The sequence below is a fragment of the Amazonocrinis nigriterrae CENA67 genome (genome assembly GCF_016056305.1).
GTDB lineage: Bacteria > Cyanobacteriota > Cyanobacteriia > Cyanobacteriales > Nostocaceae > Amazonocrinis > Amazonocrinis nigriterrae.
Window position 1 is genome coordinate 1 of sequence record NZ_JAECZC010000110.1, and the last position, 23064, is coordinate 23064.

Consider the following 23064-nt stretch of genomic DNA (forward strand, 5'->3'; position numbering starts at 1 on the left):
GCTCCCTTGCTCCCCTGCTCCCCTGCTCCCCTGCTCCCCTGCCCCTCTCCTTAACAGCCAAAGCTAGGGCACAATCATCGATTAAAGCTTGGCGAATGGCTTGGATACCACCAATTCGTTCTAATACTTCTCTACGAATTAAGATACTACCGCCGGCGGCAGCAGCTGTTTTTTTGTTGGGGTCATTGACCCAACGAAAAGGATAAAGTTTTTGGAAGAAAAAGATAAAAGCTGGAATCAATAATTTTTCCCAAAAGCTATCACATCTAAGTCGTACCATCACAGAAACTAAGTCTAAATCTTCCTGTTCAGCTTTAGCGACTAGTCGTCGGAGATTGTTTTGGTCATGTTCGATATCTGCATCAGTCAAGAAAAAGTAGTCTGGTGTGAGTGCTGTAGCTTTTTGAATGCCTTGGTCAACAGCCCAGAGTTTGCCCGACCAGCCTGGGGGTAATGATTCGCCAGAAACAAGATGAAATTGTTCGGCTTTACCCATAGCGTGGGCAACACCTTCAGCACAACCTGCTGTACCGTCCGTGCTGCGATCATCTACTAAAAAGACATGTAAAGTACCAGGATAGTCTTGGAGTAAGAGCGATCGCAGAGTAATAGGTAACAAGTCGGCTTCGTTACGGGCTGGAATAATAGCACAAACTGTTGGTAAAGATTTTAGCTGACTTTCGCCAACCTCCAAGAGCTGGTCTGACCGCCAAAACTGCCCCCGTAAACTCAATAATCCCAACCAAATCACCAAAGATAAAAGCGTTAGACTTAGTAGAATTGCACCCATGACAAAAAATTACAGTTCAAACCCTGATATTTTATACCTCGTAATAACCGCAGCGTCTAACCGTGGTATGTTTCTTTCATACTTGACACTTCATCCTTCATTCTTCAGTTGATGCAAACACAAGAGCGGGAAAAAGTCAATAAAGTCGCTGCGGCGATCGCATCTAGCCAACAATATCTGCTTTCGATGCAAAATCCAGCAGGTTATTGGTGGGCAGAGTTAGAATCCAATGCCACCATTACAGCGGAAGTCGTCCTCCTGCATAAAATCTGGGGGACAGACCAAACAAGACCCTTGCACAAAGTTGAAGCTTACCTACGTCAAGAACAACGGCAGCATGGGGGTTGGGAACTTTTCTATGGAGATGGGGGAGAACTTAGCACGTCGGTTGAAGCTTACATGGCGCTGAAGTTGTTAGGTGTACCAGCAACAGATCCGGCGATGATTCGGGCGCGATCTTTTATTCTCCAGCGGGGTGGCATTAGCAAAACTCGCATTTTTACCAAATTACACCTGGCTTTGATTGGCTGCTACGACTGGCGCGGTATTCCTTCACTGCCACCTTGGGTAATGCTTTTACCACCGACTTTCCCAGTTAATATTTATGAAATGTCTAGCTGGGCGCGTTCTAGCACTGTACCACTATTAATTGTATGTGACCAAAAACCTGTTTTTGTTACTGACCCAGCTATCACCTTGGATGAACTATATGCTGAAGGTGTAGATCAAGTCAGTTATGAATTACCCCGAAATGGCGATTGGACAGATTTGTTCCTGACGCTTGATCAGGGGTTTAAGTTAGCAGAAAGCTGGAATTTGGTTCCTTTTCGAGAAGAAGGTATCAAAGCCGCAGAAAAATGGATTTTAGAACGGCAAGAAGCCACTGGTGACTGGGGTGGCATTATTCCCGCCATGCTGAATTCAATGTTAGCTTTGCGGTGTCTAGGTTATGACACAAACGACCCCATTGTGGAAAGAGGTCTGCAAGCCATTGATAACTTTGCTATTGAAACAGAATCTAGCTACCGAGTCCAGCCTTGTGTTTCACCAGTCTGGGATACAGCTTGGGTGATACGTGCCTTAGTAGAATCTGGTTTTGCCCCAGATTATCCGGCTGTGGTCAAGGCTGGTGAATGGCTGCTGCAAAAGCAAATTCTAGACTACGGTGATTGGAATATCAAAAACACCCTTGGAAAACCAGGGGCTTGGGCGTTTGAGTTTGATAACCGCTTTTATCCAGATGTGGATGACTCGGCTGTGGTGGTCATGGCTTTACATTTAGCCAAACTCCCCAATGAAAAATTAAAGCAGATTGCGTGCGATCGCGCCCTGAATTGGATCGCATCAATGCAGTGTAAACCAGGTGGTTGGGCTGCCTTTGATTTAGATAACGATCAAGATTGGCTCAACTCCATCCCCTATGGGGACTTAAAAGCCATGATTGACCCCAACACCGCAGATGTCACTGCCAGAGTATTAGAAATGCTAGGTGCTTGTAACTTAGCGATTGACGCTAAGAACTTAGAACGGGCACTTACTTATCTGATTAACGAGCAAGAAAGTGAAGGCTGCTGGTTTGGTCGTTGGGGTGTAAATTATATCTATGGTACTAGCGGCGTTTTGTCAGCTTTAGCTTTAATTGCTCCTCAAAAATATCAATTAAATATAGAACGGGGTGCAGCTTGGTTAATCGGATGTCAAAAACCTGATGGTGGTTGGGGCGAGACTTGCCGTAGTTACGACGATCCCAGTCTCAAAGGAAAAGGAAATAGTACTGCATCTCAAACTGCTTGGGCTTTAATTGGACTGATGGCGGCGGGTGAAGCAACTGGCAAATTTGCTCATGAGGCGATTGAGCGAGGAATTAATTATCTTGTGGCTACGCAAAAGCCAGATGGTAGTTGGTTTGAGGCAGATTTTACAGGTACTGGTTTCCCCTGTCATTTTTACCTCAAGTATCATATGTATCAGCAATACTTTCCTTTACTAGCTCTTGGTCGTTATCAAGCTGTGATTAAAGAAGCTTAATTCTCTTTACTGCTGGAAATTATAAATCATTAGTAGAGGCGCACATCTGTGTGCCTCTACGTAGCAGCTATTGTGTGGCGCACTACTACATTGCAGAGAAACTTAAAAACGCCCTGCCGTCATCACTTGTTTATTACTTTTCGACAATGTGGTCTCTGAGACTTTCAACAAATGCCAGCACTTCCTCTCTCTCTTTTTGATTAACCTTGTTGTCCTTAAGGGCTAGCCCTATATCATAAGCAAAAGCGTTAAATTCACTGTTTGTCAGACCTCCACCAATTCCACTATGGGAAAGCTTCATTGTCCGCCCTGTATAAATACAAGGGCCACCTGCCGCTTCACAAAATTGAGCTATCAGCAACTCACGCAGACGCTGTTTTGAGTTGGTACTCAAGCCAATAAAGTATTTACCAATTTGTGGGTCATTAAATATGTATTGTGCAGCATCGTCTATGACAGCAGCTATGCCATTGTAACCTCCTAGCCTCTTATAAAGAGAGTTTCCTACTAAGCCTTGTGAACCAGAATAAGCTATGGTTACATCTGCTGTCGATAGTTGTGCTGGCGGTGTAGCCGTAGAACGAGCCAAGCTAGGACTTAATTTGAAAATAGTTACGACTATGACTGTAATACAAGCCAATGTCAACCAAAAAAACTTGGTCAAGAGATTTTGTATTTTCATCGTGAAAGATCCTCTGTTAAGTTCGATGTTGGGTTGAGTTTTGTTACTTCACACAACATAACTACGCTCAAAATATGAGCATAAGAAGTGTGAATAAATTTCTGCTCGCCAAAATGCATATAAAATGTTGAAAACACTTTACAAGTTTGGCTTTATTCCATATCAAATTTCCGAAAAAATCTTGATTTTCTCGTTTGTTGTATTACCAAGCTTAATAACAATTTCTACTTCATACTGCACTCCAACAGCATTTTTGATTTGAACAATATGCTTTAGTCAGTATTTTAAGAGCAGTTACTTTTAAAATACTTGATTCAATTATTTAATCAGCATATTACCACTGATATTAGAGATATTTTCATATAAAAATAAAATAACCTACCTTTATGACTTTTCTCACTTTTCCTACTTTTCCTACTTTTTTGAATAAATCTTCAAAACAAAAGTGTTTATGGATATTAAAAATAACTGATTAATACTGATTATTTTAAAAAAATAGAGCGGTATATCCTACTAAGCTAATGTGCATCCAAGTTGCATCATCACTCGTAAAGACAGTCATTTGTCATTTAACAAAAGTATTTAAAAATGACTTTGGACAAATGACAAAAAACAACCAATATAAGTAATTGTGCAAATTGAATGTTTTTTAGCTTATTTGACTCAAAAAAGTTCCGTTAGTAGACTAAGAGGTATTATTTGTAATACTAATTCTCTAAAATCTGGCAGAAGTTTAAACGAGAAACCCAGACTAAATCTAGCTTTCTTAATTACGAATTACGAATTACGAATTACGAATTGATATGAGTGGCTAGGCTCGGTAAGCATGAAGAGATGTGAAACTGCTACTAATTGCTGAAGCCATTAGTTTGATAAAGGTGTTGCGAAGCTGCACAGCTAAAGGATTTTTGAATTCGCCCATCTTGGCAGATTGCAAAGACTGTTCAACGATCGCCTTTGTCCGTGGAAAACGCAGGGATTCATATTGCTGGAAAGCAGCGATCGGATTTGGTTGTTCTCGCAAACATTTGGCAATCACATATGCATCTTCCAAAGCGGTACATGCTCCTTGCCCCATTGTTGGTAGCATGGGATGGGCAGCATCGCCTAGTAGCGTAATATTTTGCTGACTCCATGGCTGAGTTGGAGGGCGATCGTAGAGATCCGTTGTCAAAATGTCAGCTTCATCGGTTGCAGCAATAAGTTCAGGAATAGTGGGAAACCAATCCTGATAAATTGTCTCAAGCTCTTTTTTGCGACCAACCGCCGCATCCGGTTGTGCTTCGGGTGCAGTCATTGCTGCATACCAATACATTTTTCCCTTACCCAGCATCATAAAGCCAAAACCCTGGCCAGGCCCCAAGAATTCCTGAATATAACCAGGACGGTATTTATTCGGAACGTAATCAGTCAGACCACGCCAAGTCTTAAAATTCCGGTAGGTAGGGGGTTCATCGCCAAGAATGGCAGATCGTACCCGCGATCGCAATCCATCCGCACCAATCAATGCATCCCCTTCAACCCTCAAACCGGAAGCAAAGTAGGCATGAACCTGATTATGCTGTAGCTCTAATCGCTCAAAGGTTTCTCCTAACCTAAATTTATCACCTGGTACATTGCGCCATAATAGCTGATGCAATGCCGCACGATGAATCCCGACAACGGGTAATTCAAATCTATCGATTGAGACGTTCACCAACTCTTTGCCGTGTTGCGAATTAAATTGATAATTGGTGGTGAGGTAGCCTACCTGCTTCGCTTCTTCCAATAAACCTAAATTCTTTAAGATGTGTGTCGCGTTTGCCCAAAGCGCAATTCCAGCCCCAACTTCTCGTAATTCTTTGGTACGCTCATAAACTACAGGCTCAAAACCAGCACGACTCAAAGCCAGTGCAGTAGCAGCACCACCAATCCCACCACCAATGATGATTACTCTATTCATGGTTGATATTTTTATCAACTGAGCAAGTTTGTCGATTAATTTTACCAAACAGGTTTATTGCGCTCTGATGACTGACTCATAAATTCCTTCAATCCTCGAAGCACTGTGGTGCGCCTAAATACTATTTTCTTGAGAGCGAATCTTGCTGCATAATAAAGAAATATTAAGCTAAATTTAACAAACTTACAATGAGCCAGACAGCATTAAATTTAGTTGCCATATCTATATTTGTCATGACTTTATCGGTGCTGCTGGGGCCATTAGTCAACTTGTCCCCGACAGTACCAGCGCTTGCGACCTTCACTATCTTGGGAATAGCGACTTTAGATAGTTTCAGCTTGCAAGGTAAGGGAGGTACTATTTTTTTAGACTGGATTGCTAGTTTTTCGCCCGAACACCGCGATCGCATTATCCACCACGAAGCTGGACACTTCCTCGTTGCTCATCTTTTGGGTATTCCCGTAACAGGCTACACTCTCAGCGCCTGGGAAGCCTGGAAGCAAGGACAAACTGGACAAGGTGGTGTTACCTTCGATGATGCTGAATTAGCATCGCAACTAGAAAACGGTAAAATCGGCGCTCAAATGCTCGATCGCTACTGTACCCTTTGGATGGCTGGTATTGCTGCTGAAACTTTAGTTTTTGAGAATGCTGAAGGTGGATCTGACGATAAAAGCAAGCTGGCGAAAGTTTTGCAAATTTTGGGTTTTTCTGAGTCAGTTTATCAGCAAAAACAGCGATTTCATGCTCTCCAAGCCAAGACTCTACTAGAAGAAAATTGGTCTAGTTACCAAGCATTAGTCCAAGCCATGCGAGAACGCGCTTCAGTGACAGATTGTCAAAGCGCCATTAAAAGTTAGGAGTGAGGAGTTAGGAGTTAGGAGTTAGGAGTTAGGAGTTAGGAGTTAGGAGTTAGGAGTGAGGAGTTAGGAGTTAGGAGTGAGGAGTTAGGAGTTAGGAGTTAGGAGTTAGGAGTTAGGAGTTAGGAGTGAGGAGTTAGGAGTTAGGAGTGAGGAGTTAGGAAGTAATAATATCTAACAACTAACAACTGACAACTGACAACTGACAACTAACAACTAACAACTAACAACTCAGCACTCCTATGAGGAAACAGCTTGCAGATGCGAATAATGGGATAACGTGTCCCAACCAATAGCTTGGTTACGCCCAGCAGCTTTAGCATGATACAAGCATTGATCGGCACGATGTAATAGACTCAGCCCTTTATCATCATCATCAGGATGCAAACTAGCAGCACCTAAACTAATGGTAATATCAATAGTTAGTTTACTGTTGATAGCGAATGGTTGCTCGCTAACTACGCGATTGAGACGATCTGCAACCAGTAATGCTTCGTCCCCAGTGGTGTTAGCCAAAATCACAACGAATTCCTCGCCACCATAGCGGAAAGCAGTATCTTGAGACCGTAGGTTGTGGCGTACCCGATTGCACAGCAATTGCAAGAGGCGATCGCCAACTAAATGCCCATAGGTATCATTAACTTTCTTAAAATAGTCTACATCTAGAATAATTAAACTCAAGGGAGTTCCGTGAGTGCGGGCTTTTTGAATTTGTCTGGGTAAATCCCATTCTAAAGCACGACGATTATTAAGTTCGGTCAACGAATCAGCCAAAGCGATCGCTGACAATAAATCATTTTTTTGAATTAAATCACGGTATTTTTTTGCTTGACGTAAACCCACCGCCAAGTGAGCTAGTATCAAGCAATGATTCGCTGTCACATCCCCCAAAGCCTGGGCTGTTTTTTCTTCAGGAATATGCCAAATGTAAGCATCTGCGCCTTGATTGAGTACGCTGGCGGTCATCTGCAATTCCCACTCCCAGCCATGTTTACTTTTAGTAGCAAGTTTCTGGGGACGATCCTCTAGGAATATAGAGTATATCCAAGATAGCTGAGTCTGTTCTTTTAACCAAGAGCAAAGTTTCATACTGTCATTGAGACTACCTTGGACAAGTATGATATCGGGCGGTGCAATTTGAATGTGTGATATTGCCTGATTTATATCGGCAATAACTTCTAAATTAAAAGCGGTTGTGTCACTGATCTGAATGGGAAGTGTAGAGAGAAAGCTATCACTTCCAAAGACCAGTATAGAAATATTCATTGCTGTGCTTTCTGCCCTATTTCAAGCTAAAACTTACTGGCATTTATTCCGAATATTTAATCTATCCGGTATTTGTTTTACAGGGTTATTACCCTATATTTGATAGTCTTAGCGTTAAATTCACAACCACCTCTCAATTTTAATCTCCTCTTAATCCCTGAATTTTAAGACAGTCTATTAAAGTTTATACCCTGTTAATTAATTTCTGCTTTTAAGGATTTCTTTTGAAACAGTATAAATACTGAATATTATTTTTCAATGTCAAATTCGACTGTGATTTCAAGGTGTGATTAATTTGCAAACATTTTAAGTATAAACCGTTTATATTCGTCGTCACCTTAAATAGCAATCTTTTTATATAAATGTAATCTTTAAAAAAAAATAAAATTTATTCTTTCTCCGTATAAACCGAGATGTCTTTTGAATATTCAAAATGTTATATACCAAATAAGAAATTAGTGTTTTTCCTTGTTAGTTAATGCTTTCAGCTACTTCGCTAGCAGTTTTATACACTATGACAAGTGCTAAGTGATAGTTATGTAAACTAGTAGCAGCAGCTTGAGCATAAATATTTAATTAGCCATGTTTTTCTTAATGAGATGTCAAAACTACTAGTAAATATACAGAAAACGTCAATAAACCAACTGTTTAAAACTTTTTAATAAAAATCAATTTATCTATGATTATTTCCGCCTGTGAAACATGCGGAAATAATGATGTTGGCTGAGCTAGTTTATCTAAACTTGAGGGAAAATTGCCAAAATATAATTAATAGCCTTCTATGTTGTAACCAGCAGCAACAATTACCTGTTTAATAGACTCCTCAGAAGCCTGAGATTCTACAGTGACAATTTTAGACTTCACGTCTACATTTACTTGAGCATCAGGTTCCATAGTATGAATAGATTCGGTAATTTTTTCGCCACAGGCTTCACAGGCGATATTCGGAACTTTCACTTTGAGTAACATTACTGGCCTCGTTATGTAAACCTTAATTTCTACTTCAGAGGTAATAGTAGTAGTTCTGATCGCGATCGCGCATCTGACTAGAGTAAGGTAACTGTGGCATTACAGACATAGCAGTACACAATAGCCGCCCATCATAGCCCAAAGGCAGAATTGACTGGCAGCAATCCCAAACAAAATGCAAAAATATATAAAACTACAGAAACGTGAAGCAACTGGATAGAGGATGAAGTACGAGAAAACAACTAGCGGCTTCAGACTTCACCTTTGAAACTTCACATTACCCTACCCTCTGGGTTTTCCTGTGGAGTACGGGAAGCCACTCGGAGGGCGTTTACATAACTTTATACTTTAGTCCACCCATGCCTTCTAATCCCCAGTACCTCAGCGGTAACGAAATTCGCAATTTATTCCTTAACTTCTACGCCCAACGGGAACACCAAATTCTCCCCAGTGCTTCCCTGGTACCAGAAGATCCAACCGTGCTGCTGACGATCGCGGGGATGCTACCATTTAAGCCGATATTCTTGGGACAGCGCACGCCGGAGTTTAAACGGGCTACGACATCGCAAAAATGCATCCGCACCAACGATATTGAAAATGTCGGACGCACCAAACGCCATCACACCTTTTTTGAGATGTTGGGTAACTTCAGCTTTGGTGATTATTTTAAAGAACAAGCGATCGCTTGGGGTTGGGAAATTTCCACCAAAGTGTTTGGCTTGTCGCCAAGTAACTTAGTTGTCAGCGTCTTTGAAGATGATGACGAAGCTTTTAACATTTGGCGTGATCAAATTGGTGTACCAGAAGCGAGAATTAAGCGCTTGGGTGCAGATGATAACTTTTGGGTATCTGGCCCCACTGGCCCTTGTGGCCCTTGTTCGGAGATATATTACGACTTTCATCCGGAACGTGGTGACGACAACATCGATTTAGAAGACGATTCTCGGTTTATCGAGTTTTACAACTTGGTTTTCATGCAATACAACCGGGATGCGTCAGGCAATTTAACACCGCTGCAAAATAAAAACATCGACACCGGCATGGGTTTGGAGAGAATAGCGCAAATTCTCCAAAAAGTGCCGAATAACTACGAAACTGATTTAATTTTTCCAATTATCCAAACAGCAGCAGCAATTGCTGGTATTGACTACCACGCTAGCAACGAGAAAACTAAAGTCTCTCTGAAAGTGATTGGTGATCATGTGCGTTCCGTTGTCCACATGATAGCTGATGAAATTCGCGCCTCCAACGTCGGACGGGGTTACGTGTTGCGGCGATTAATTCGGCGTGTAGTGCGTCATGGGCGATTAATAGGCATTTCTGGGGAATTTATTACCCAAGTTGCGGAAACTGCGATGGCTCTATCAGAATCAGCTTACCCCAACGTGCGGCAACGGGAAGCTGCTATTAAAGCTGAGTTGCAACGGGAAGAAGCTAATTTCCTGAGAACTTTGGATAGAGGCGAAAAACTGTTAGAAGAAATTATCCAGCAGGTGAAACAGCAAGGAAAAACCTCTATTAGCGGTGAAAGTGCTTTTACACTTTACGACACTTACGGTTTTCCCCTAGAACTCACCCAAGAAATTGCAGAGGAAAATAATCTCACAGTTGATGAAGTTGGTTTTGATGTGGAAATGCAGAAGCAGGTGGAACGCGCCAAAGCAGCACATGAAACCATCGATTTAACTGTGCAAGGTTCCCTCGACAAGCTTGCAGAACATATCCACGCCACCGAGTTCTTAGGTTATACCCAACCTGCGGCGACAGCCAAAGTCGAAGCCATATTAGTAGATGGTATTTCCTTTGAGGAAGCTGAAGCAGGGACACAAGTGCAAATTGTCCTTGACCAAACACCATTTTATGCTGAATCTGGCGGACAAATAGGCGATCGCGGTTATATCTCCGGTGATGGAATCGTCGTTCGCATCGAAGACGTGAAAAAAGAATCTGATTTTTTTGTTCACTTCGGACGCATCGAACGCGGTACAATCCGAGTAGGAGATACTGTAACTGCTCAAATTGACCGCGCTTGTCGCCGTCGTCTCCAAGCCAACCATACCGCAACCCACTTGTTACAAGCAGCTTTGAAGAAAATTGTCGATGAAGGCATATCTCAAGCTGGTTCCTTGGTTTCCTTTGACAGGTTGCGTTTTGACTTTAACTGTCCCCGTGCTTTGACAGCAGAAGAAGTTCAACAAGTTGAAGAACAGATAAATACTTGGGTTGCCGAGGCACATGCTGCAAAAGTAGAAGTGTTACCTTTAGCAGAGGCAAAAGCTAGGGGTGCCGTTGCCATGTTTGGGGAAAAATACGGTGAAGAGGTACGGGTGATTGACTTCCCAGGCGTGTCGATGGAATTGTGCGGCGGTACTCATGTCAGTAATACTGCGGAGATAGGCGTATTCAAAATTATCTCAGAAGCTGGTGTAGCTTCTGGGGTGCGGCGAATTGAAGCTGTTTCAGGGCCAGCGGTGTTGGATTATCTCAACGTGCGGGATAAAGTAGTTAAAGATTTGAGCGATCGCTTTAAAGTCAAACCCGAAGAACTACCAGAGAGAATCACAACTCTGCAAACTGAACTGAGAAACAGTGAAAAACAACTTGCGACTTTGAAATCACAGTTAGCGATCGCTAAATCTGACAGCTTGCTGCAAACAGTTGAAACTGTAGGCGATTATAAAATCTTGGTTGCCCAATTGGATGATGTTGATGCTGAATCTTTGAAAACTGCTGCGGAACGCTTGCTGCAAAAAATCGGTAACGCTGCGGTGGTACTGGGTTCAGTTCCTGAAGCTGGAAAAGTAAGCATCGTTGCAGCTTTCAGTCCAGAAGTGAATAAAAAAGGATTGCAAGCAGGTAAATTTGTGGGTGCTGTTGCGAAAATTTGCGGCGGTGGCGGCGGCGGTAGACCAAACTTAGCCCAAGCCGGCGGACGGGATGCAAGTAAGTTACCAGAGGCGTTGGAACAAGCGCGGAGTGATTTAAAGTCCGCGTTGGGTTAATTGTATTTTCTTGTAGACAGGCAAGATACCTGTCTTTAAATTATTTATTAACAAATTATTATGGTGGGTTACGTGTAAGTTGTAGCCTACCATAATTTTATTTTTAATAATTAGTACATTTGCACTAAAAATCAATTATACTTGGTAAACAGTATTTCCCTAATTCTCTCAAATCAAATTTTATGTGGATTTCTGAAATCAAATTGAACAACTTGAGAAGCTTTCCTGATGCAAGTATTCAACTGTCTAAAGGAATTAATTTAATAATAGGCCCCAATAATTCCGGTAAATCAACATTGTTGCACTCTATATTATGGCTTCAGCAGGGCTTTGCTTTACAAAATAGAGATTTACGTTTGTTTCAGGAAAATGGTTTGATTGAACTTAAACTAAATGAAGTTGATCAAAAATTTCTGAATATAAATCCTCAGTTCAAAGAAAAAACATTTCGTTTTGCTTTATCAAAAAATAACAGTTTAAAAATTGATTTAATTGAAGTTCATGGTAATAGTTCTAATACAAAAACTAATGGTAGTCTAAGTAGTCTTGGTTATGATATTTCAAATCGAGAACCTTATAACTTCATATATCCATATCTATCAAAAAGAAAAGTTGTTTCTTTTGATGAAACAATTAACTTACAATCAGCTTCATCTGTAACAGGTAATCTCTCAAACCTTTATGCCAAGATTGACCGTATATTAAATCCACAATTACCAGCCAATGAACAGTATGTTAAAGCATGTCAAGATATATTAGGTTTTCAAATAACAGCAACACCTTCATCATCTGGCAAGCAAGCTGCTTATATAGTAAGCAATCATGACAATATCCCATTAGATGTAATGGGAGAAGGTATTGCCAATTTATTAGGATTGATTGTTGATCTATGTCTGGCAGAAAATCAATTATTTGTAATTGAAGAACCAGAAAATGATGTACACCCAAAAGCACTAAAAAACCTTTTAGCACTCATTGCAAAAAAATCTCAAAATAATCAATTTGTTATCAGCACCCACTCAAATATTGTTACTAAATATTTAGGAGCGCAATCTGATACTAAACTATTTAGAGTTACAATGGAATTTCAAAATCGGCTACCTACATCACAAATAGAAGAGATAGATAATACTCCAGAAGCTAGGTATCGTGTTCTTGAAGAACTAGGATATGATTTTTTTGATTTTGATTTATGGTCAGCTTGGTTAATTCTTGAAGAATCTTCAGCAGAGAGAATAATTCGAGATTATCTCATCCCTTGGTTTGTGCCTGAATTGAAAGGTAGACTACGTACATACTCAGCTAATTCACTTAGTGAAGTTGAAACTAAGTTTAGAGATTTTGATAATCTATTTGTATTTTTACATCTACAACCTATTTATAAAAATAAAGCTTGGGTAGTTGTAGATGGAGGAGAAGAAGAGGCAAAAATTATTGAAAAGTTGAAAAATAAATATACTAAGAGTGGCTGGAAAACAGATAATTTTATTCAATTTACTGAACATGATTTTGAACGATATTATCCAACAGAATTTCAACCTAAAGTAAACACTATATTACAAATGCCAAGCGGTAAACATCGACAGCAAAAGAAAAAAGAGTTTTTTGAAGAAGTAATGAAATGGATTGAAGAAAAACCTCAAGAAGCAAAAGTTGAGTTTGAAAAATCTGCTTTAGATGTAATCCAGGTTCTTAAACAGATTCAATATTCCTTAAGTATAGGTTCATGAGTTGGAATGAATAAATTAAAACCCAAGTTTAACTCAGCTATTATGGGGTCATGGTGTCTCTTAAGCTAAATTAGTGTAAGCTGCGATCGCACTAACACAAAATACGATTCATATTTAATATTCTTGAACAACAAACACCTGTATTGAATAGCCTTTTTGATTTTGTTTTTTAATTCTAATCAATTTGCCTGTTAAAGGCTGGGTATTCTGAATGAGGAACTCGTAAATTATCTCACTCTGTCTTTTATAATCTCGGTCTTCCTTACAAATTATAATTCCACTATGCTTTTGACCTTGTTTATGAAGACTAATAAAATCTTCTCGATTTAGAGTAATGACAACTCGTTCCTGTTCATGAGCAAAGTTTAATACTTCTGCATCACTAATTGACTGATTTGCTTGTCCAGCCTCATAGGATGTCAGCACATCATAACCAAGCTGACGTAACTCTTGAACTAAATCTAGAGGAAAATTTTCATTAGTATAGAACTTGGTCATATTATGTATCGTCAGCTATAACTCGATCAATTTCCTGTGCATGTTCCTCATAATATGACCAAGCTATTTTTAAATCTTCAGGTGTTAACACCGGATAATTTCTTAGTAATTCTTCTTCAGAAGCGCCTTGCTGACGAAAAGAAACTAGAGTCCAAACAGGAATGCGAGTATCGCGGATGCGTGCATTTCCTCCACAAACTCCAGGTGTTTTTTGAATAAAATGTCTTTGAATTTTTGGAGACATAGATATCTAAGTGCATTAACAGCCTAAAGTTAAAATAAGACAACTATATATAATCTATCTTAGAGGTTGTTTGAAAAGTGATTGGCTGTGATTTTTATTGCGTTGTTACCCCCCTTAGTCCCCCCGATGTATTGGGGGGAAATAAGAAAAATCCGGTTCCCTCCCCTTGTAAAGGCTACCGTGTACACACAAGTATAGCCAGCAAAGGTTTCAACTCTTTTAGCCCCTATAAATGCCCAAATTTTGGGCAACTGGAAACTTCATTTATCCCCTTAATTTTAGGAATAGGGCAATGAAACCAAGTTTTGGGTAGGATTTCAAGACTTGTGTGTACACCGTAGCCTTGTAAAGGGGAGGGCTAGGGTGGGGTAAAAACATATTTGATACATCAATCATGACTTTTCAAACATCCTCTTAGAATTTAAACCCTGTACTGCAAAGAGCGATCGCTTGATAAATCATAATAAATAAAAAAGGGATGATAGACTCAATCCCTTTTTAAAAACAAAAATTATATTAGCTTAACTTAATTAGAAAACTCGAAAAATAAACGGATAACGGAAAGGTTCATCAGGCTTACCGAGACAGTGCAAAATTGCCCAAATTGTCAGTCCCCAATGCAGTGCAAAGCCCAAAGCAATAACGGGGAAGAACAAAATTCCGCCAATGCCAAAAGTTATCCAAGATAGAATCGCAATTGGAACTCCAATTACAGTAGCCCAAAACCAAACATTAAAGTGAAAATTAATCGATTCTTTCGCATTACTTTTAACAACTGGGTCGTCAGAAAGTAAGTTAATTACAATAGGAACACCAATGGAAAATAATGCTGTACTAAAGAAAATCGCCCCATGACACAGAGATGACAGCAACTTACGCTTATCAGAATCGAATGAAACTTGCATCCTGGCGGCTCCTCAATTCGCTCTACAGTTTTAATTTTAACGGTCTATTAAAAGGCTTAGTATTAGAGTTTACCGTACTCAGGAAATTTTGAGGCTATCCTTTAGATAGATTAAGTTTTGCTGCGATTTCTGAAACATAAGTTATGAGGTTTACCGAACCCTGATTTGAGAACAAAAGTTTATATCAGCAGTTATGTAATACACTTAGACACATCTCTAATACCATTTCCACAGTATTTGCAACACAAGAACCATATGTAGGGGCGTACAACTGTACGCCCTTACTACACAAAATTTAATATTTAAGATTTATTTTATAAATCAACTTTGATGAAGAGGGTCGAGTATTGTATACAGCCTGTACCAAGCTTTGTGAACTAGGTGTTAATTACGAATTACAAATTAGTATTACGCTCGTAAAATATCCTGTAAAGTAGGCATTAGCTATGCCTAACAATTAATTGAAAAAGGTGGTAAAAAATGGGTCGAATAAATCCCTATACATTGCAAATGCAGATTACCCGAATGTTTGAACAAGGGCAATCATTCTTTGCTACAACCAAAGTGCAGGAATGGTTGAAAGAACGCAAACACAATCCATTGGATTATGACATTATTTTCCATCAAAAACCTGCTCCTCCAGGTTCAAAAGAAGTGATGGTAGTAGAAATTGAATTACGTCGCAAAGATGGACAACCTGTAGATCCGTGGTTGCAAGAACAAGCTAACCTCCATGCTTGATTTTTCAAGAAAACCAACATTTCACTTACAATAACTTTAACTGAAATTCACATTTACTTCAAAAGATTTTACTAAAAAAAGCGTTCCCAATTGCGGAACGCTTTTTATTTACGTTGTAATCATAATAAATAACTTTTAAAATTATCAAAATGAAATCTAATCGGCGTTGGGTGTTTGCATTTTGGGTTTACTTTGGCATTTTAATGTCTATCTCTGTGTCAGCTTACTTAAAAATCATCCCAACTGAAATATCAAAATTTCCGTATTACGATACGATTTTGCATTTTCTCTTACTAGGAATTGCTGCTTACTTGAGTCATCTCGCTTTACACAAACGTAAAATTCAACTCTTAAACATTTATCTGCCTCTAGCACCATTGATTGTGATATTTTTCTGCCTAGTTGATGAAATGATTCAATTCTTTGTACCCTACCGCAGCTTTGATTTAGTTGACTTAGCCGCAGACCTTGGCGGTATTGTTTTATTTACGTGGTTAGCAGAAAGACAAAGACCAAGGGGAGTAGGGAAGCAGGAGTAGATGAGGGAGATGAGGGAGAATAACTTCTTTTTCCCATTCCCAATTCCCAATTCCCAATTCCCTTTTTCATATAAATTGTGGAAATTGTGGAAAACTTATTAAAAGTCTGTTACAAAGATAGTTGCTATAGTTGGTATAGCAGTGGAAGCATACTTGAGGACAGTGCTGATTGCTTAAAACCCTGAAACAACTTGGTTTTTAGGGAATTTCAAGTAAAAAAATATTCCATTGTTCACAGTCATCAGTCATCAGGAGCCAGTTGCATGGGCGGGTTTCCCGATTTGAGCAAACTGGCGTTCATCAGTCAGCAACTCCAACCGGAATAATTTGTTTTCTGGAAGTACCTTACTCAGCACTCAGCACTTTGTGATATCTGTGGAAAACTTGTGGAAAAACCCCGTATTTTTTCCACAAGGTAATTATACTTAATGAAGTTTTCCACAGAAAATTATCATTTTTTCCACAGAAGAATTAAGATTTAATCAGTTTTTATACTTTGCTTAATACACCCCAGTTAGCTGTTTAGTAAACATCTTATTGCAGGTTGTTAAAAACCAGAAATTATTTACCCGATGATTTTTGGGAACGGGTGGTCATGTTGATGCGATCGCTCAGTTGACGTAGAGTTTGTGCTAAAGTGCGATCGCTCTCCCGGAGTTGAGCTATTTTATCATGGCTATAGATCACCGTTGTATGATCCTTACCACCAAACTCTTCACCAATTCTCGGCAAACTTAGATCAGTGTGTTGACGCATTAAATACATACCTATTTGACGGGCCCAGCTAATCTCCCGTCGGCGTGAATTGCTTTTGAGGTCTTCAATTGAGACATTAAAAGCATCAGCAACCACTGTTAAAATTGCCTCTGACGTAGCTTCAACTTTCTCACTTGGTGTCTCTAAAACTGGTGCGATATTTTCAACAGTCATAGGTAAACCCCAAATAGAAATATAGGCTACCGCTCTAATTAAAGCTCCTTCTAATTCTCGAATATTAGAAGTAAAGTGAGAAGCAATATATTCAATCACATCACGGGGAAGGCGAATATTGTCGTACTCAGCTTTTTTCTGTAAAATTGCCATCCGAGTTTCTAAATCTGGAGTTTGAATATCAGCAATCAAACCCATAGAAAAACGCGAACACAAACGTTCTTGCAGTCGAGGGATTTGGTTAGGAGGACGGTCAGAAGCAATTACAACTTGCTTACCGGCTTCATGTAAACTATTAAAAGTATGAAAAAATTCTTCTTGGGTATATTCTTTACCCTCAATAAACTGAATATCATCTACTAGCAAAACATCAGCAGCACGGTAATGCTCGCGGAAACTTTGCATACTATCATTACGAATTGCTGTAATTAAATCATTAGTAAACTGTTCTGTAGACACGTAAAATATTTTGGAATCTCTATCAATTTCCCAGCGATAATGACCAATGGCTTGCATGAGATGGGTTTTTCCCAAGCCTACACCACCACATAAAAATAATGGATTAAACTCCTTGCCTGGAGATTCAGCAACAGCCAAAGATGCTGCATGAGCCATGCGATTGTTGGCTCCTACTACAAAGCGAGAAAATATATATTTAGAGTTTAATTCAGTAGTTGTTTGTCCTTTTTTATCAACATTTTCAGAGACGACACTTTGGTTTGGTAATTCCCAAGAAACTTCTGCTTCACCCAGATGAGCAACTGCATCACCTTGAGCAACGGTAATATAAATTTCTATGGGATGCCCCAGAATATCTTGTACTACATTCGCAATGGTGTTGATGTAATATTTCTGTAACCAATTGCGAGCAAAAGGATTAGGAGTAATTATGACCAAGCAATTATTTTCTAACCGCTCTGCACTAGCAGTTTTAATCCAAGTTTCAAAGGTGGGACGAGATAGTTTTAGTTGTAAGCGCTCTAGCACCTGACTCCAGAGAGTGTCAATGGGAATTTCCATTATTTACCACCTTTGCTGCTAATCGTCACAATAGAAGATATGAGCAAGCACCAATTTAGCATTCAGCAAGCCCTAGACCTGGGACAAGCTTTCGAGTTGTAATGATTCTGGGGCATACCCGGTAGGCAATATCCTAGCATCCACTGACCAGCACGGAGAAGCAAAGACACATGAAGACCAAAGAGCATGACTTGCAAATCGAAGATAGTAAAAGGGACTGGGGATTAGGGACTAGGGATTGGGGATTAGGAAAAATTTCTAACCATATTTTTATCTCTTTACCAGTACCCAATACCCAGTACCCAATACCCAGTACCCAATACCCAGTACCCAGTCCCAAAGCTACGCTGTTGATGCTACTAGGTGCGATCGCAATGGTATCCCTACAAAGCTGCTCTTTTCTACCTGCAAACACCTTTGAAGCTCAAACAAATAAACCTCAGTCTCAAGTTTCCGGTCAAAAGCCAACTAACAACAGTCCAGCAATTGTTCCTCCACCAATTATCTCATCGTCAGGTGACCCTAACTTTGTGGTCAAAGTCGTACAACAGGTGGGAGATGCAGTAGTTCGCATCGATTCTTCTAGAACAGTTACCCCATCAGCAGACGAATTTGGCGATCCATTCTTACGCCGATTTTTTGGGGATGTACCACCATCACAACCAAGACAGCGGGTTGAGCGGGGTAGTGGTTCTGGATTTATTATTAGTTCTTCAGGTCAAATTTTGACTAATTCCCATGTGGTGGACGGTGCTGATACTGTAACTGTAACCCTGAAGAATGGCAGGACTTTTGATGGCAAAGTGCTGGGCGAAGACCCGATAACGGATGTAGCTTTAATCAAAATTGATGCCCATAACCTGCCAACCTTGTCTGTAGGCGACTCCGAAACCTTACAACCAGGAGAAGCGGTAATCGCCATTGGCAATCCTCTAGGTTTAAATAATACCGTTACCTCTGGAATTATTAGTGCTACAGGTCGCTCTAGTAATGACATCGGTGCTAGTGATAAGCGCGTTGACTATCTACAAACCGATGCAGCGATTAACCCTGGTAACTCCGGTGGCCCATTGCTGAATGCGCGTGGTCAAGTAATTGGGATGAACACAGCCATTATCCGAGGCGCTCAAGGTTTGGGATTTGCTATTCCCATCAATACTGTCCAAAGAATTGCCCAGGAATTAATTGCTAAAGGCAGAGTTGATCATCCTTATTTGGGTATTCAGATGGTGACACTGACCCCAGAAATTAAACAAAGAATTAACGATAGAGCAAGCGAACGCATCAATTTAATCACAGATAAAGGCGTATTGTTGGTTAATGTCATCCCTCGCTCTCCAGCAGATATTGCTGGACTACGAGCCGGTGATGTTATTCAACGCATTAATAATCAATCTGTAACTAAAATTGAAGAAGTACAAAAGCTTGTAGAAAACAGTAAAATCGGCAGTCCCTTACAAATACAAGTAGAACGCAACGGGCAAACAGCAGAATTAGCAGTCAGTCCCGCACCTTTGCCAGTTCGGCGAGAAAGCTGATGGAAAAGCAGGGGTGTAGGGGTGCAGGGGGGTAAAAGTTAAATTCTTTACCTATTCTCCAGTCCCCAGTCCCCAGTCCCCAGTCCCTATTATTTCGCAGATATTACACTTACTTGAGTTGCTGCTTTTTGAGCTAAATATTCAGCTAGTTGTGCTTCTATTTGGTTGCGAACAATTTGCCGATATTCGATAAAATGCTCGCTGTAAGCACACATCCTCATGTAGTGTTCCCAAACGGCTGGGTTGTTTTTGATAATACTAAATAAGTGATGCCAGAATTTCCAGCGGGTTTTACGTTTGAAACCTTGTCGCCACATAACTATTAATAAGGCTCGTAATTCTATCCAACTAGGCATTTTAAAGGGTACTTTGAATTTAGGCGCACCCATCTTTAAAAAACAGCGATAGCTACGTTCCAAATAACATTCTGGATCGTACAATTCCCAAAAGGCCTCAATATATTCCCTGACGATTTCTTCTATGGGTCGAGTGGGAATAAAATTCACTACAGTGGTTTGGTTGATGTTGCCATCTTTACTAACTAACCGCCCTTCTTTTTCTAACCGATGCCAAAGGGCGGTGTTGGGTAAGGCTTGCAACATGGTGAAAAAGGCTTCGGGGATCGCTGTTTGTTTGACAAACTCGATAATTCGCGCACCAGCCCCGGATTTTTCGCCGTCAAAGCCGACAATAAACCCAGCCATCGGACACAACCCCGCCCGCGTTATCGTGTCTACAGCCTCTACCAAAGGATTTCGCATATTTTGGAATTTCTTGGTGAGATGCAGACTGTCTTCGTCTGGTGTCTCAATTCCCATAAATACGGAATTAAAGTTGCACTCAACCATCATTTCTAATAATTCGGGGTCTTGCGCCAAGTCAATAGAAGCTTCGGTGGCGAAGTTAAAGGGATATTGATGTTCTGCTTGCCAAACTTTTAGCTCTTTTAGTAATAGTTTGACGTTGCGCTTATTGCCAATAAAGTTGTCGTCTACCATGAAAATACCGCCACGCCAGCCTAAATTGTAGAGACAATCTAATTCTGCTAGTAGTTGGGCTGGGTTTTTGGTACGGGGTTTGCGACCATAGAGGACGATAATATCACAAAATTCGCACTGAAAGGGACACCCACGCGAAAATTGGATAGACATTGAGCCGTAAGCGTCCATTTCTAGTAGGTCGAACCGAGGAATGGGGGTGATGGTGACATCGGGCTTTTCGCCGTCAGCCCGGAAAATGCCAGCGCGATCGCCTTTTTCTATCGCTTCTATAAACATGGGCAAGGTGATTTCCCCTTCATCTAAAATCATGAAGTCCGCACCCGCAGCTTTCACTTCTTCTGGTAAAGATGTGGGATAAGGGCCGCCCACAGCTACCAATTTGCCGCGCTGCTTGGCTGCTTGAATTTGGTCGAGGAAATCTTGCTTTTGCACAATCATGGCTGAGATAATCACTACCTCAGCCCATTGCCATTCTGCTTCTGTGACAGAGCGAATGTTTCTATCTACAAGTTTGAATTCCCACTCTTGAGGTAAGATAGCCGCTACGGTGACTAAGCCCAAGGGTGGTTGTAAGACTTTGCGATTAAATAATTCTAAAGTTTTTTCGTATGACCAAAATGTTTTGGGAAATTCGGGATAAATCAGTAAAGCTCGCATTTAATTCAGGCCTGATTAAAGATGAGAGAAAATTTAATAGTTAGGCATTAATAACTGTTATTTCTCTCTGCGTACTTTGCGTCTTAGCGGTTTAAAAGTAATTTAACGTGAGTTCGACAAGCGCTGTTTTGACCTCTCCCCCGACCCCTCTCCTACAAGGAGAGGGGAGTAAAACCGTTATTTTTTCGTTTCTCCTCCCTCGCCTTTTAGGAGAGGGAGGCCGGGAGGGAGAGGTTCATCGAGCTCACGTTAATTTATTTAACCACAGAGGCACAGAGAACACAGAGTTAAGAGCTAAAGATTAATTGCACAGGGTTAGTTATTAATCTTCAAATATCTGCTTTAAATAATCGTTCATGAACACCCCTGTAGGATCTAATTTCCGCCGGATGGAATGAAACTCATCCCACATGGGATACAGTTGACGTAGTTCTTTGGCTGTGCGGGTATGGAGTTTGCCCCAATGTGGTCTGCCTTGATGGTTCCTAAAAATCGCTTCTACTCCCTCAAAGTAGGTTTTGTAGGGCATTCCTTTGTACATGTGAACGGCGATAAAGGCGCTGTCACGCTGATAGGCGGGACTTAAATATATGTCATCCCCTTTGACGCAACGGTACTCGACTGGGAAGTGTACGGCGATGTTTTTGCGGGTGACAAATTCTTTAATTTCTCGCAGACAGTCTGGCCCTTGTTCTTTTGGAACTGCGTACTCCATTTCATAAAATCGTACTAAACGAGGTGTAGGGAAAATCTGATAACTGTAGTTTGTGGTTTCTCCTTGGGAAACTAATTCTGCTGATAATTTGCTGACGGCTTTACACATGGATGGTAAGAAGCGGCAAATTTCGCACAATACCCAAAAAACACCGTTTTCTAAAATTACATCATTTAATATGTGTTCAATGCGGGAGGATTTAATCGCTGCATCTGTTAAATCTTGCGTTTTGATTAATACTTGTTCTGTATGGGGAAACCACCAAAATTCGTAGTGTCTGTGTTGGTTTGCTTTTGACTCAAGTTCATTTAAACAAGTTGTTAAATTGGTGCTACGCCTAACTTCACGCAGGCGATAGGTAGGCTTTAGCTTCATGCGAATTTTGGCAAGGATACCCAAAGAACCAAGTGATACTTGCGCGGCTTTAAAAATCTCCGGGTTGTGATTTGCAGAACATTCTAAAATGTTGCCGTCGGCTGTAACTAGTGTGAAACCGACAGCTTGGGTTGACATAATACCTAACTTTGTGCCTGTGCCGTGGGTACCTGTAGCGATCGCACCTGCTAATGATTGAGAATCTATATCACCCTGGTTTTCTAGTCCTAAACCGTAGTCTGCCAATAATTTACCCAAGGTATATATTTTAGTGGGGGCTAGTATGCTGGCTGTTTCACCTTCAACAAGTTCCACACCTTGTAGCTGCTCAAGAGATATCATCGTACTGTTGGTAGCCGCCACAGGAGTAAACGAGTGTCCACTACCAACTACACGCAGTGAACGCCCAGATGCTACATGGGAGTGGACAATCTCAGCAAGTTCTTTGATACTGGTTGGCTGTAAGAATTGCTGCGGTTGGCACTTCACTAATTCCGCCCAGTTTTTCCAGGTTTTGCTCATAAGTAGCCCCCATGAACTGCGTGTAGTGGATGAAAAACCTTCGTGTCTTCGTGTCTTTGTGGTGAATAATTGAACCACAAAGACAAGGGCAGCCGTGTGGGCGGGTTTCC

18 protein-coding genes are annotated in these 23064 nt (G+C 40.7%); 7 read left to right on the plus strand and 11 right to left on the minus strand.

Going from position 1 to position 23064, the window contains the following annotated elements; all coding sequences use genetic code 11:
- A partial coding sequence (locus I8748_RS33510) for a glycosyltransferase (protein ID WP_198128793.1) occupies positions 1 to 790 on the minus strand: 790 nt, incomplete at its 3' end.
- Positions 791 to 901: 111 nt separating this feature from the next.
- On the opposite strand from I8748_RS33510, the gene shc reads away from it, so the two are divergent.
- Positions 902 to 2818, plus strand: a complete 1917-nt coding sequence (gene shc, locus I8748_RS33515; RefSeq protein WP_198128794.1) for a squalene--hopene cyclase — start codon at positions 902 to 904, stop codon at positions 2816 to 2818.
- 133 nt (positions 2819 to 2951) lie between these two features.
- On the opposite strand, the gene I8748_RS33520 is transcribed toward shc, so the two are convergent.
- Entirely contained in the window at positions 2952 to 3500 is a 549-nt protein-coding gene (locus tag I8748_RS33520; RefSeq protein WP_198128795.1) for a group I truncated hemoglobin, read from the minus strand.
- Between the two features lie 811 nt (positions 3501 to 4311).
- Positions 4312 to 5442, minus strand: a complete 1131-nt coding sequence (locus I8748_RS33525) for an FAD-dependent monooxygenase (protein WP_198128796.1) — start codon at positions 5440 to 5442, stop codon at positions 4312 to 4314.
- Positions 5443 to 5630: 188 nt separating this feature from the next.
- On the opposite strand from I8748_RS33525, the gene I8748_RS33530 reads away from it, so the two are divergent.
- On the plus strand, positions 5631 to 6302 hold the full coding sequence (locus I8748_RS33530) for a M41 family metallopeptidase (protein ID WP_198128797.1): 672 nt from the start codon (positions 5631 to 5633) through the stop codon (positions 6300 to 6302).
- Positions 6303 to 6542: 240 nt separating this feature from the next.
- On the opposite strand, the gene I8748_RS33535 is transcribed toward I8748_RS33530, so the two are convergent.
- Together I8748_RS33535 and I8748_RS33540 are read right to left on the minus strand one after the other, a co-directional pair.
- Positions 6543 to 7568 carry a GGDEF domain-containing protein gene (locus tag I8748_RS33535; RefSeq protein ID WP_198128798.1) on the minus strand — a complete coding sequence of 342 codons (1026 nt, stop codon included), beginning with the start codon at positions 7566 to 7568 and terminating at the stop codon, positions 6543 to 6545.
- 768 nt (positions 7569 to 8336) lie between these two features.
- Positions 8337 to 8537: a heavy-metal-associated domain-containing protein gene (locus I8748_RS33540; RefSeq protein ID WP_198128799.1), complete on the minus strand. Its 201-nt coding sequence runs from the start codon at positions 8535 to 8537 to the stop codon at positions 8337 to 8339.
- Positions 8538 to 8896: 359 nt separating this feature from the next.
- Between I8748_RS33540 and alaS the strand changes: the two genes are divergently transcribed.
- Positions 8897 to 11539, plus strand: a complete 2643-nt coding sequence (gene alaS / locus I8748_RS33545; RefSeq protein ID WP_198128800.1) for an alanine--tRNA ligase — start codon at positions 8897 to 8899, stop codon at positions 11537 to 11539.
- Between the two features lie 182 nt (positions 11540 to 11721).
- Complete coding sequence (locus I8748_RS33550) at positions 11722 to 13269, plus strand: ATP-dependent nuclease (protein WP_198128801.1); 1548 nt, start codon at positions 11722 to 11724, stop codon at positions 13267 to 13269.
- A gap of 114 nt (positions 13270 to 13383) precedes the next feature.
- Here the strand turns inward: I8748_RS33550 and I8748_RS33555 are convergent, their stop codons facing one another.
- The 3 genes from I8748_RS33555 to I8748_RS33565 all read right to left on the minus strand — a co-directional run bounded on the left by I8748_RS33555 (position 13384) and on the right by I8748_RS33565 (position 14916).
- Entirely contained in the window at positions 13384 to 13767 is a 384-nt protein-coding gene (locus I8748_RS33555; protein WP_198128802.1) for a DUF5615 family PIN-like protein, read from the minus strand.
- 1 nt (position 13768) lies between these two features.
- A complete protein-coding gene (locus I8748_RS33560) occupies positions 13769 to 14011 on the minus strand; it encodes a DUF433 domain-containing protein (protein ID WP_198128803.1) in 243 nt (80 codons plus the stop codon).
- A gap of 530 nt (positions 14012 to 14541) precedes the next feature.
- Positions 14542 to 14916 (minus strand): DUF4870 domain-containing protein, encoded by a 375-nt coding sequence (locus tag I8748_RS33565; protein WP_096555470.1) that lies wholly within the window; start codon positions 14914 to 14916, stop codon positions 14542 to 14544.
- Positions 14917 to 15396: 480 nt separating this feature from the next.
- On the opposite strand from I8748_RS33565, the gene I8748_RS33570 reads away from it, so the two are divergent.
- The gene (locus I8748_RS33570) at positions 15397 to 15657 is read left to right on the plus strand and encodes a hypothetical protein (protein ID WP_096555472.1); all 261 of its coding nucleotides are present in this window, start codon (positions 15397 to 15399) and stop codon (positions 15655 to 15657) included.
- A 149-nt stretch (positions 15658 to 15806) separates the two neighbouring features.
- Positions 15807 to 16196, plus strand: coding sequence for a VanZ family protein (locus tag I8748_RS33575; protein WP_198128804.1), 390 nt, complete (start codon positions 15807 to 15809; stop codon positions 16194 to 16196).
- 561 nt (positions 16197 to 16757) lie between these two features.
- Here the strand turns inward: I8748_RS33575 and dnaA are convergent.
- Positions 16758 to 18146, minus strand: a complete 1389-nt coding sequence (gene dnaA / locus I8748_RS33580) for a chromosomal replication initiator protein DnaA (RefSeq protein ID WP_198128805.1) — start codon at positions 18144 to 18146, stop codon at positions 16758 to 16760.
- A gap of 353 nt (positions 18147 to 18499) precedes the next feature.
- Here dnaA and I8748_RS33585 point away from each other — a divergent pair, with 353 nt between their 5' ends.
- On the plus strand, positions 18500 to 19684 hold the full coding sequence (locus I8748_RS33585; protein ID WP_198128814.1) for an HhoA/HhoB/HtrA family serine endopeptidase: 1185 nt from the start codon (positions 18500 to 18502) through the stop codon (positions 19682 to 19684).
- Positions 19685 to 19773: 89 nt separating this feature from the next.
- On the opposite strand, the gene I8748_RS33590 is transcribed toward I8748_RS33585, so the two are convergent.
- Positions 19774 to 21342, minus strand: coding sequence for a B12-binding domain-containing radical SAM protein (locus tag I8748_RS33590; RefSeq protein ID WP_198128806.1), 1569 nt, complete (start codon positions 21340 to 21342; stop codon positions 19774 to 19776).
- 322 nt (positions 21343 to 21664) lie between these two features.
- Positions 21665 to 22954: a D-arabinono-1,4-lactone oxidase gene (locus tag I8748_RS33595; RefSeq protein WP_198128807.1), complete on the minus strand. Its 1290-nt coding sequence runs from the start codon at positions 22952 to 22954 to the stop codon at positions 21665 to 21667.
- Positions 22955 to 23064: the final 110 nt, after the last annotated feature.

Bases quoted from the DNA above. Each gene is read 5' to 3' on its own strand.
- shc (WP_198128794.1), top strand. From the start codon at position 902: ATGCAAACACAAGAGCGGGAAAAAGTCAATAAAGTCGCTGCGGCGATC.
- I8748_RS33555 (WP_198128802.1), bottom strand. From the start codon at position 13,767: ATGACCAAGTTCTATACTAATGAAAATTTTCCTCTAGATTTAGTTCAA.
- I8748_RS33550 (WP_198128801.1), top strand. From the start codon at position 11,722: ATGTGGATTTCTGAAATCAAATTGAACAACTTGAGAAGCTTTCCTGAT.
- I8748_RS33560 (WP_198128803.1), bottom strand. From the start codon at position 14,011: ATGTCTCCAAAAATTCAAAGACATTTTATTCAAAAAACACCTGGAGTT.
- I8748_RS33590 (WP_198128806.1), bottom strand. From the start codon at position 21,342: ATGCGAGCTTTACTGATTTATCCCGAATTTCCCAAAACATTTTGGTCA.
- I8748_RS33595 (WP_198128807.1), bottom strand. From the start codon at position 22,954: ATGAGCAAAACCTGGAAAAACTGGGCGGAATTAGTGAAGTGCCAACCG.
- I8748_RS33540 (WP_198128799.1), bottom strand. From the start codon at position 8,537: ATGTTACTCAAAGTGAAAGTTCCGAATATCGCCTGTGAAGCCTGTGGC.
- I8748_RS33520 (WP_198128795.1), bottom strand. From the start codon at position 3,500: ATGAAAATACAAAATCTCTTGACCAAGTTTTTTTGGTTGACATTGGCT.
- alaS (WP_198128800.1), top strand. From the start codon at position 8,897: ATGCCTTCTAATCCCCAGTACCTCAGCGGTAACGAAATTCGCAATTTA.
- I8748_RS33535 (WP_198128798.1), bottom strand. From the start codon at position 7,568: ATGAATATTTCTATACTGGTCTTTGGAAGTGATAGCTTTCTCTCTACA.
- I8748_RS33565 (WP_096555470.1), bottom strand. From the start codon at position 14,916: ATGCAAGTTTCATTCGATTCTGATAAGCGTAAGTTGCTGTCATCTCTG.
- I8748_RS33570 (WP_096555472.1), top strand. From the start codon at position 15,397: ATGGGTCGAATAAATCCCTATACATTGCAAATGCAGATTACCCGAATG.
- dnaA (WP_198128805.1), bottom strand. From the start codon at position 18,146: ATGGAAATTCCCATTGACACTCTCTGGAGTCAGGTGCTAGAGCGCTTA.
- I8748_RS33530 (WP_198128797.1), top strand. From the start codon at position 5,631: ATGAGCCAGACAGCATTAAATTTAGTTGCCATATCTATATTTGTCATG.
- I8748_RS33525 (WP_198128796.1), bottom strand. From the start codon at position 5,442: ATGAATAGAGTAATCATCATTGGTGGTGGGATTGGTGGTGCTGCTACT.
- I8748_RS33585 (WP_198128814.1), top strand. From the start codon at position 18,500: ATGCTACTAGGTGCGATCGCAATGGTATCCCTACAAAGCTGCTCTTTT.
- I8748_RS33575 (WP_198128804.1), top strand. From the start codon at position 15,807: ATGAAATCTAATCGGCGTTGGGTGTTTGCATTTTGGGTTTACTTTGGC.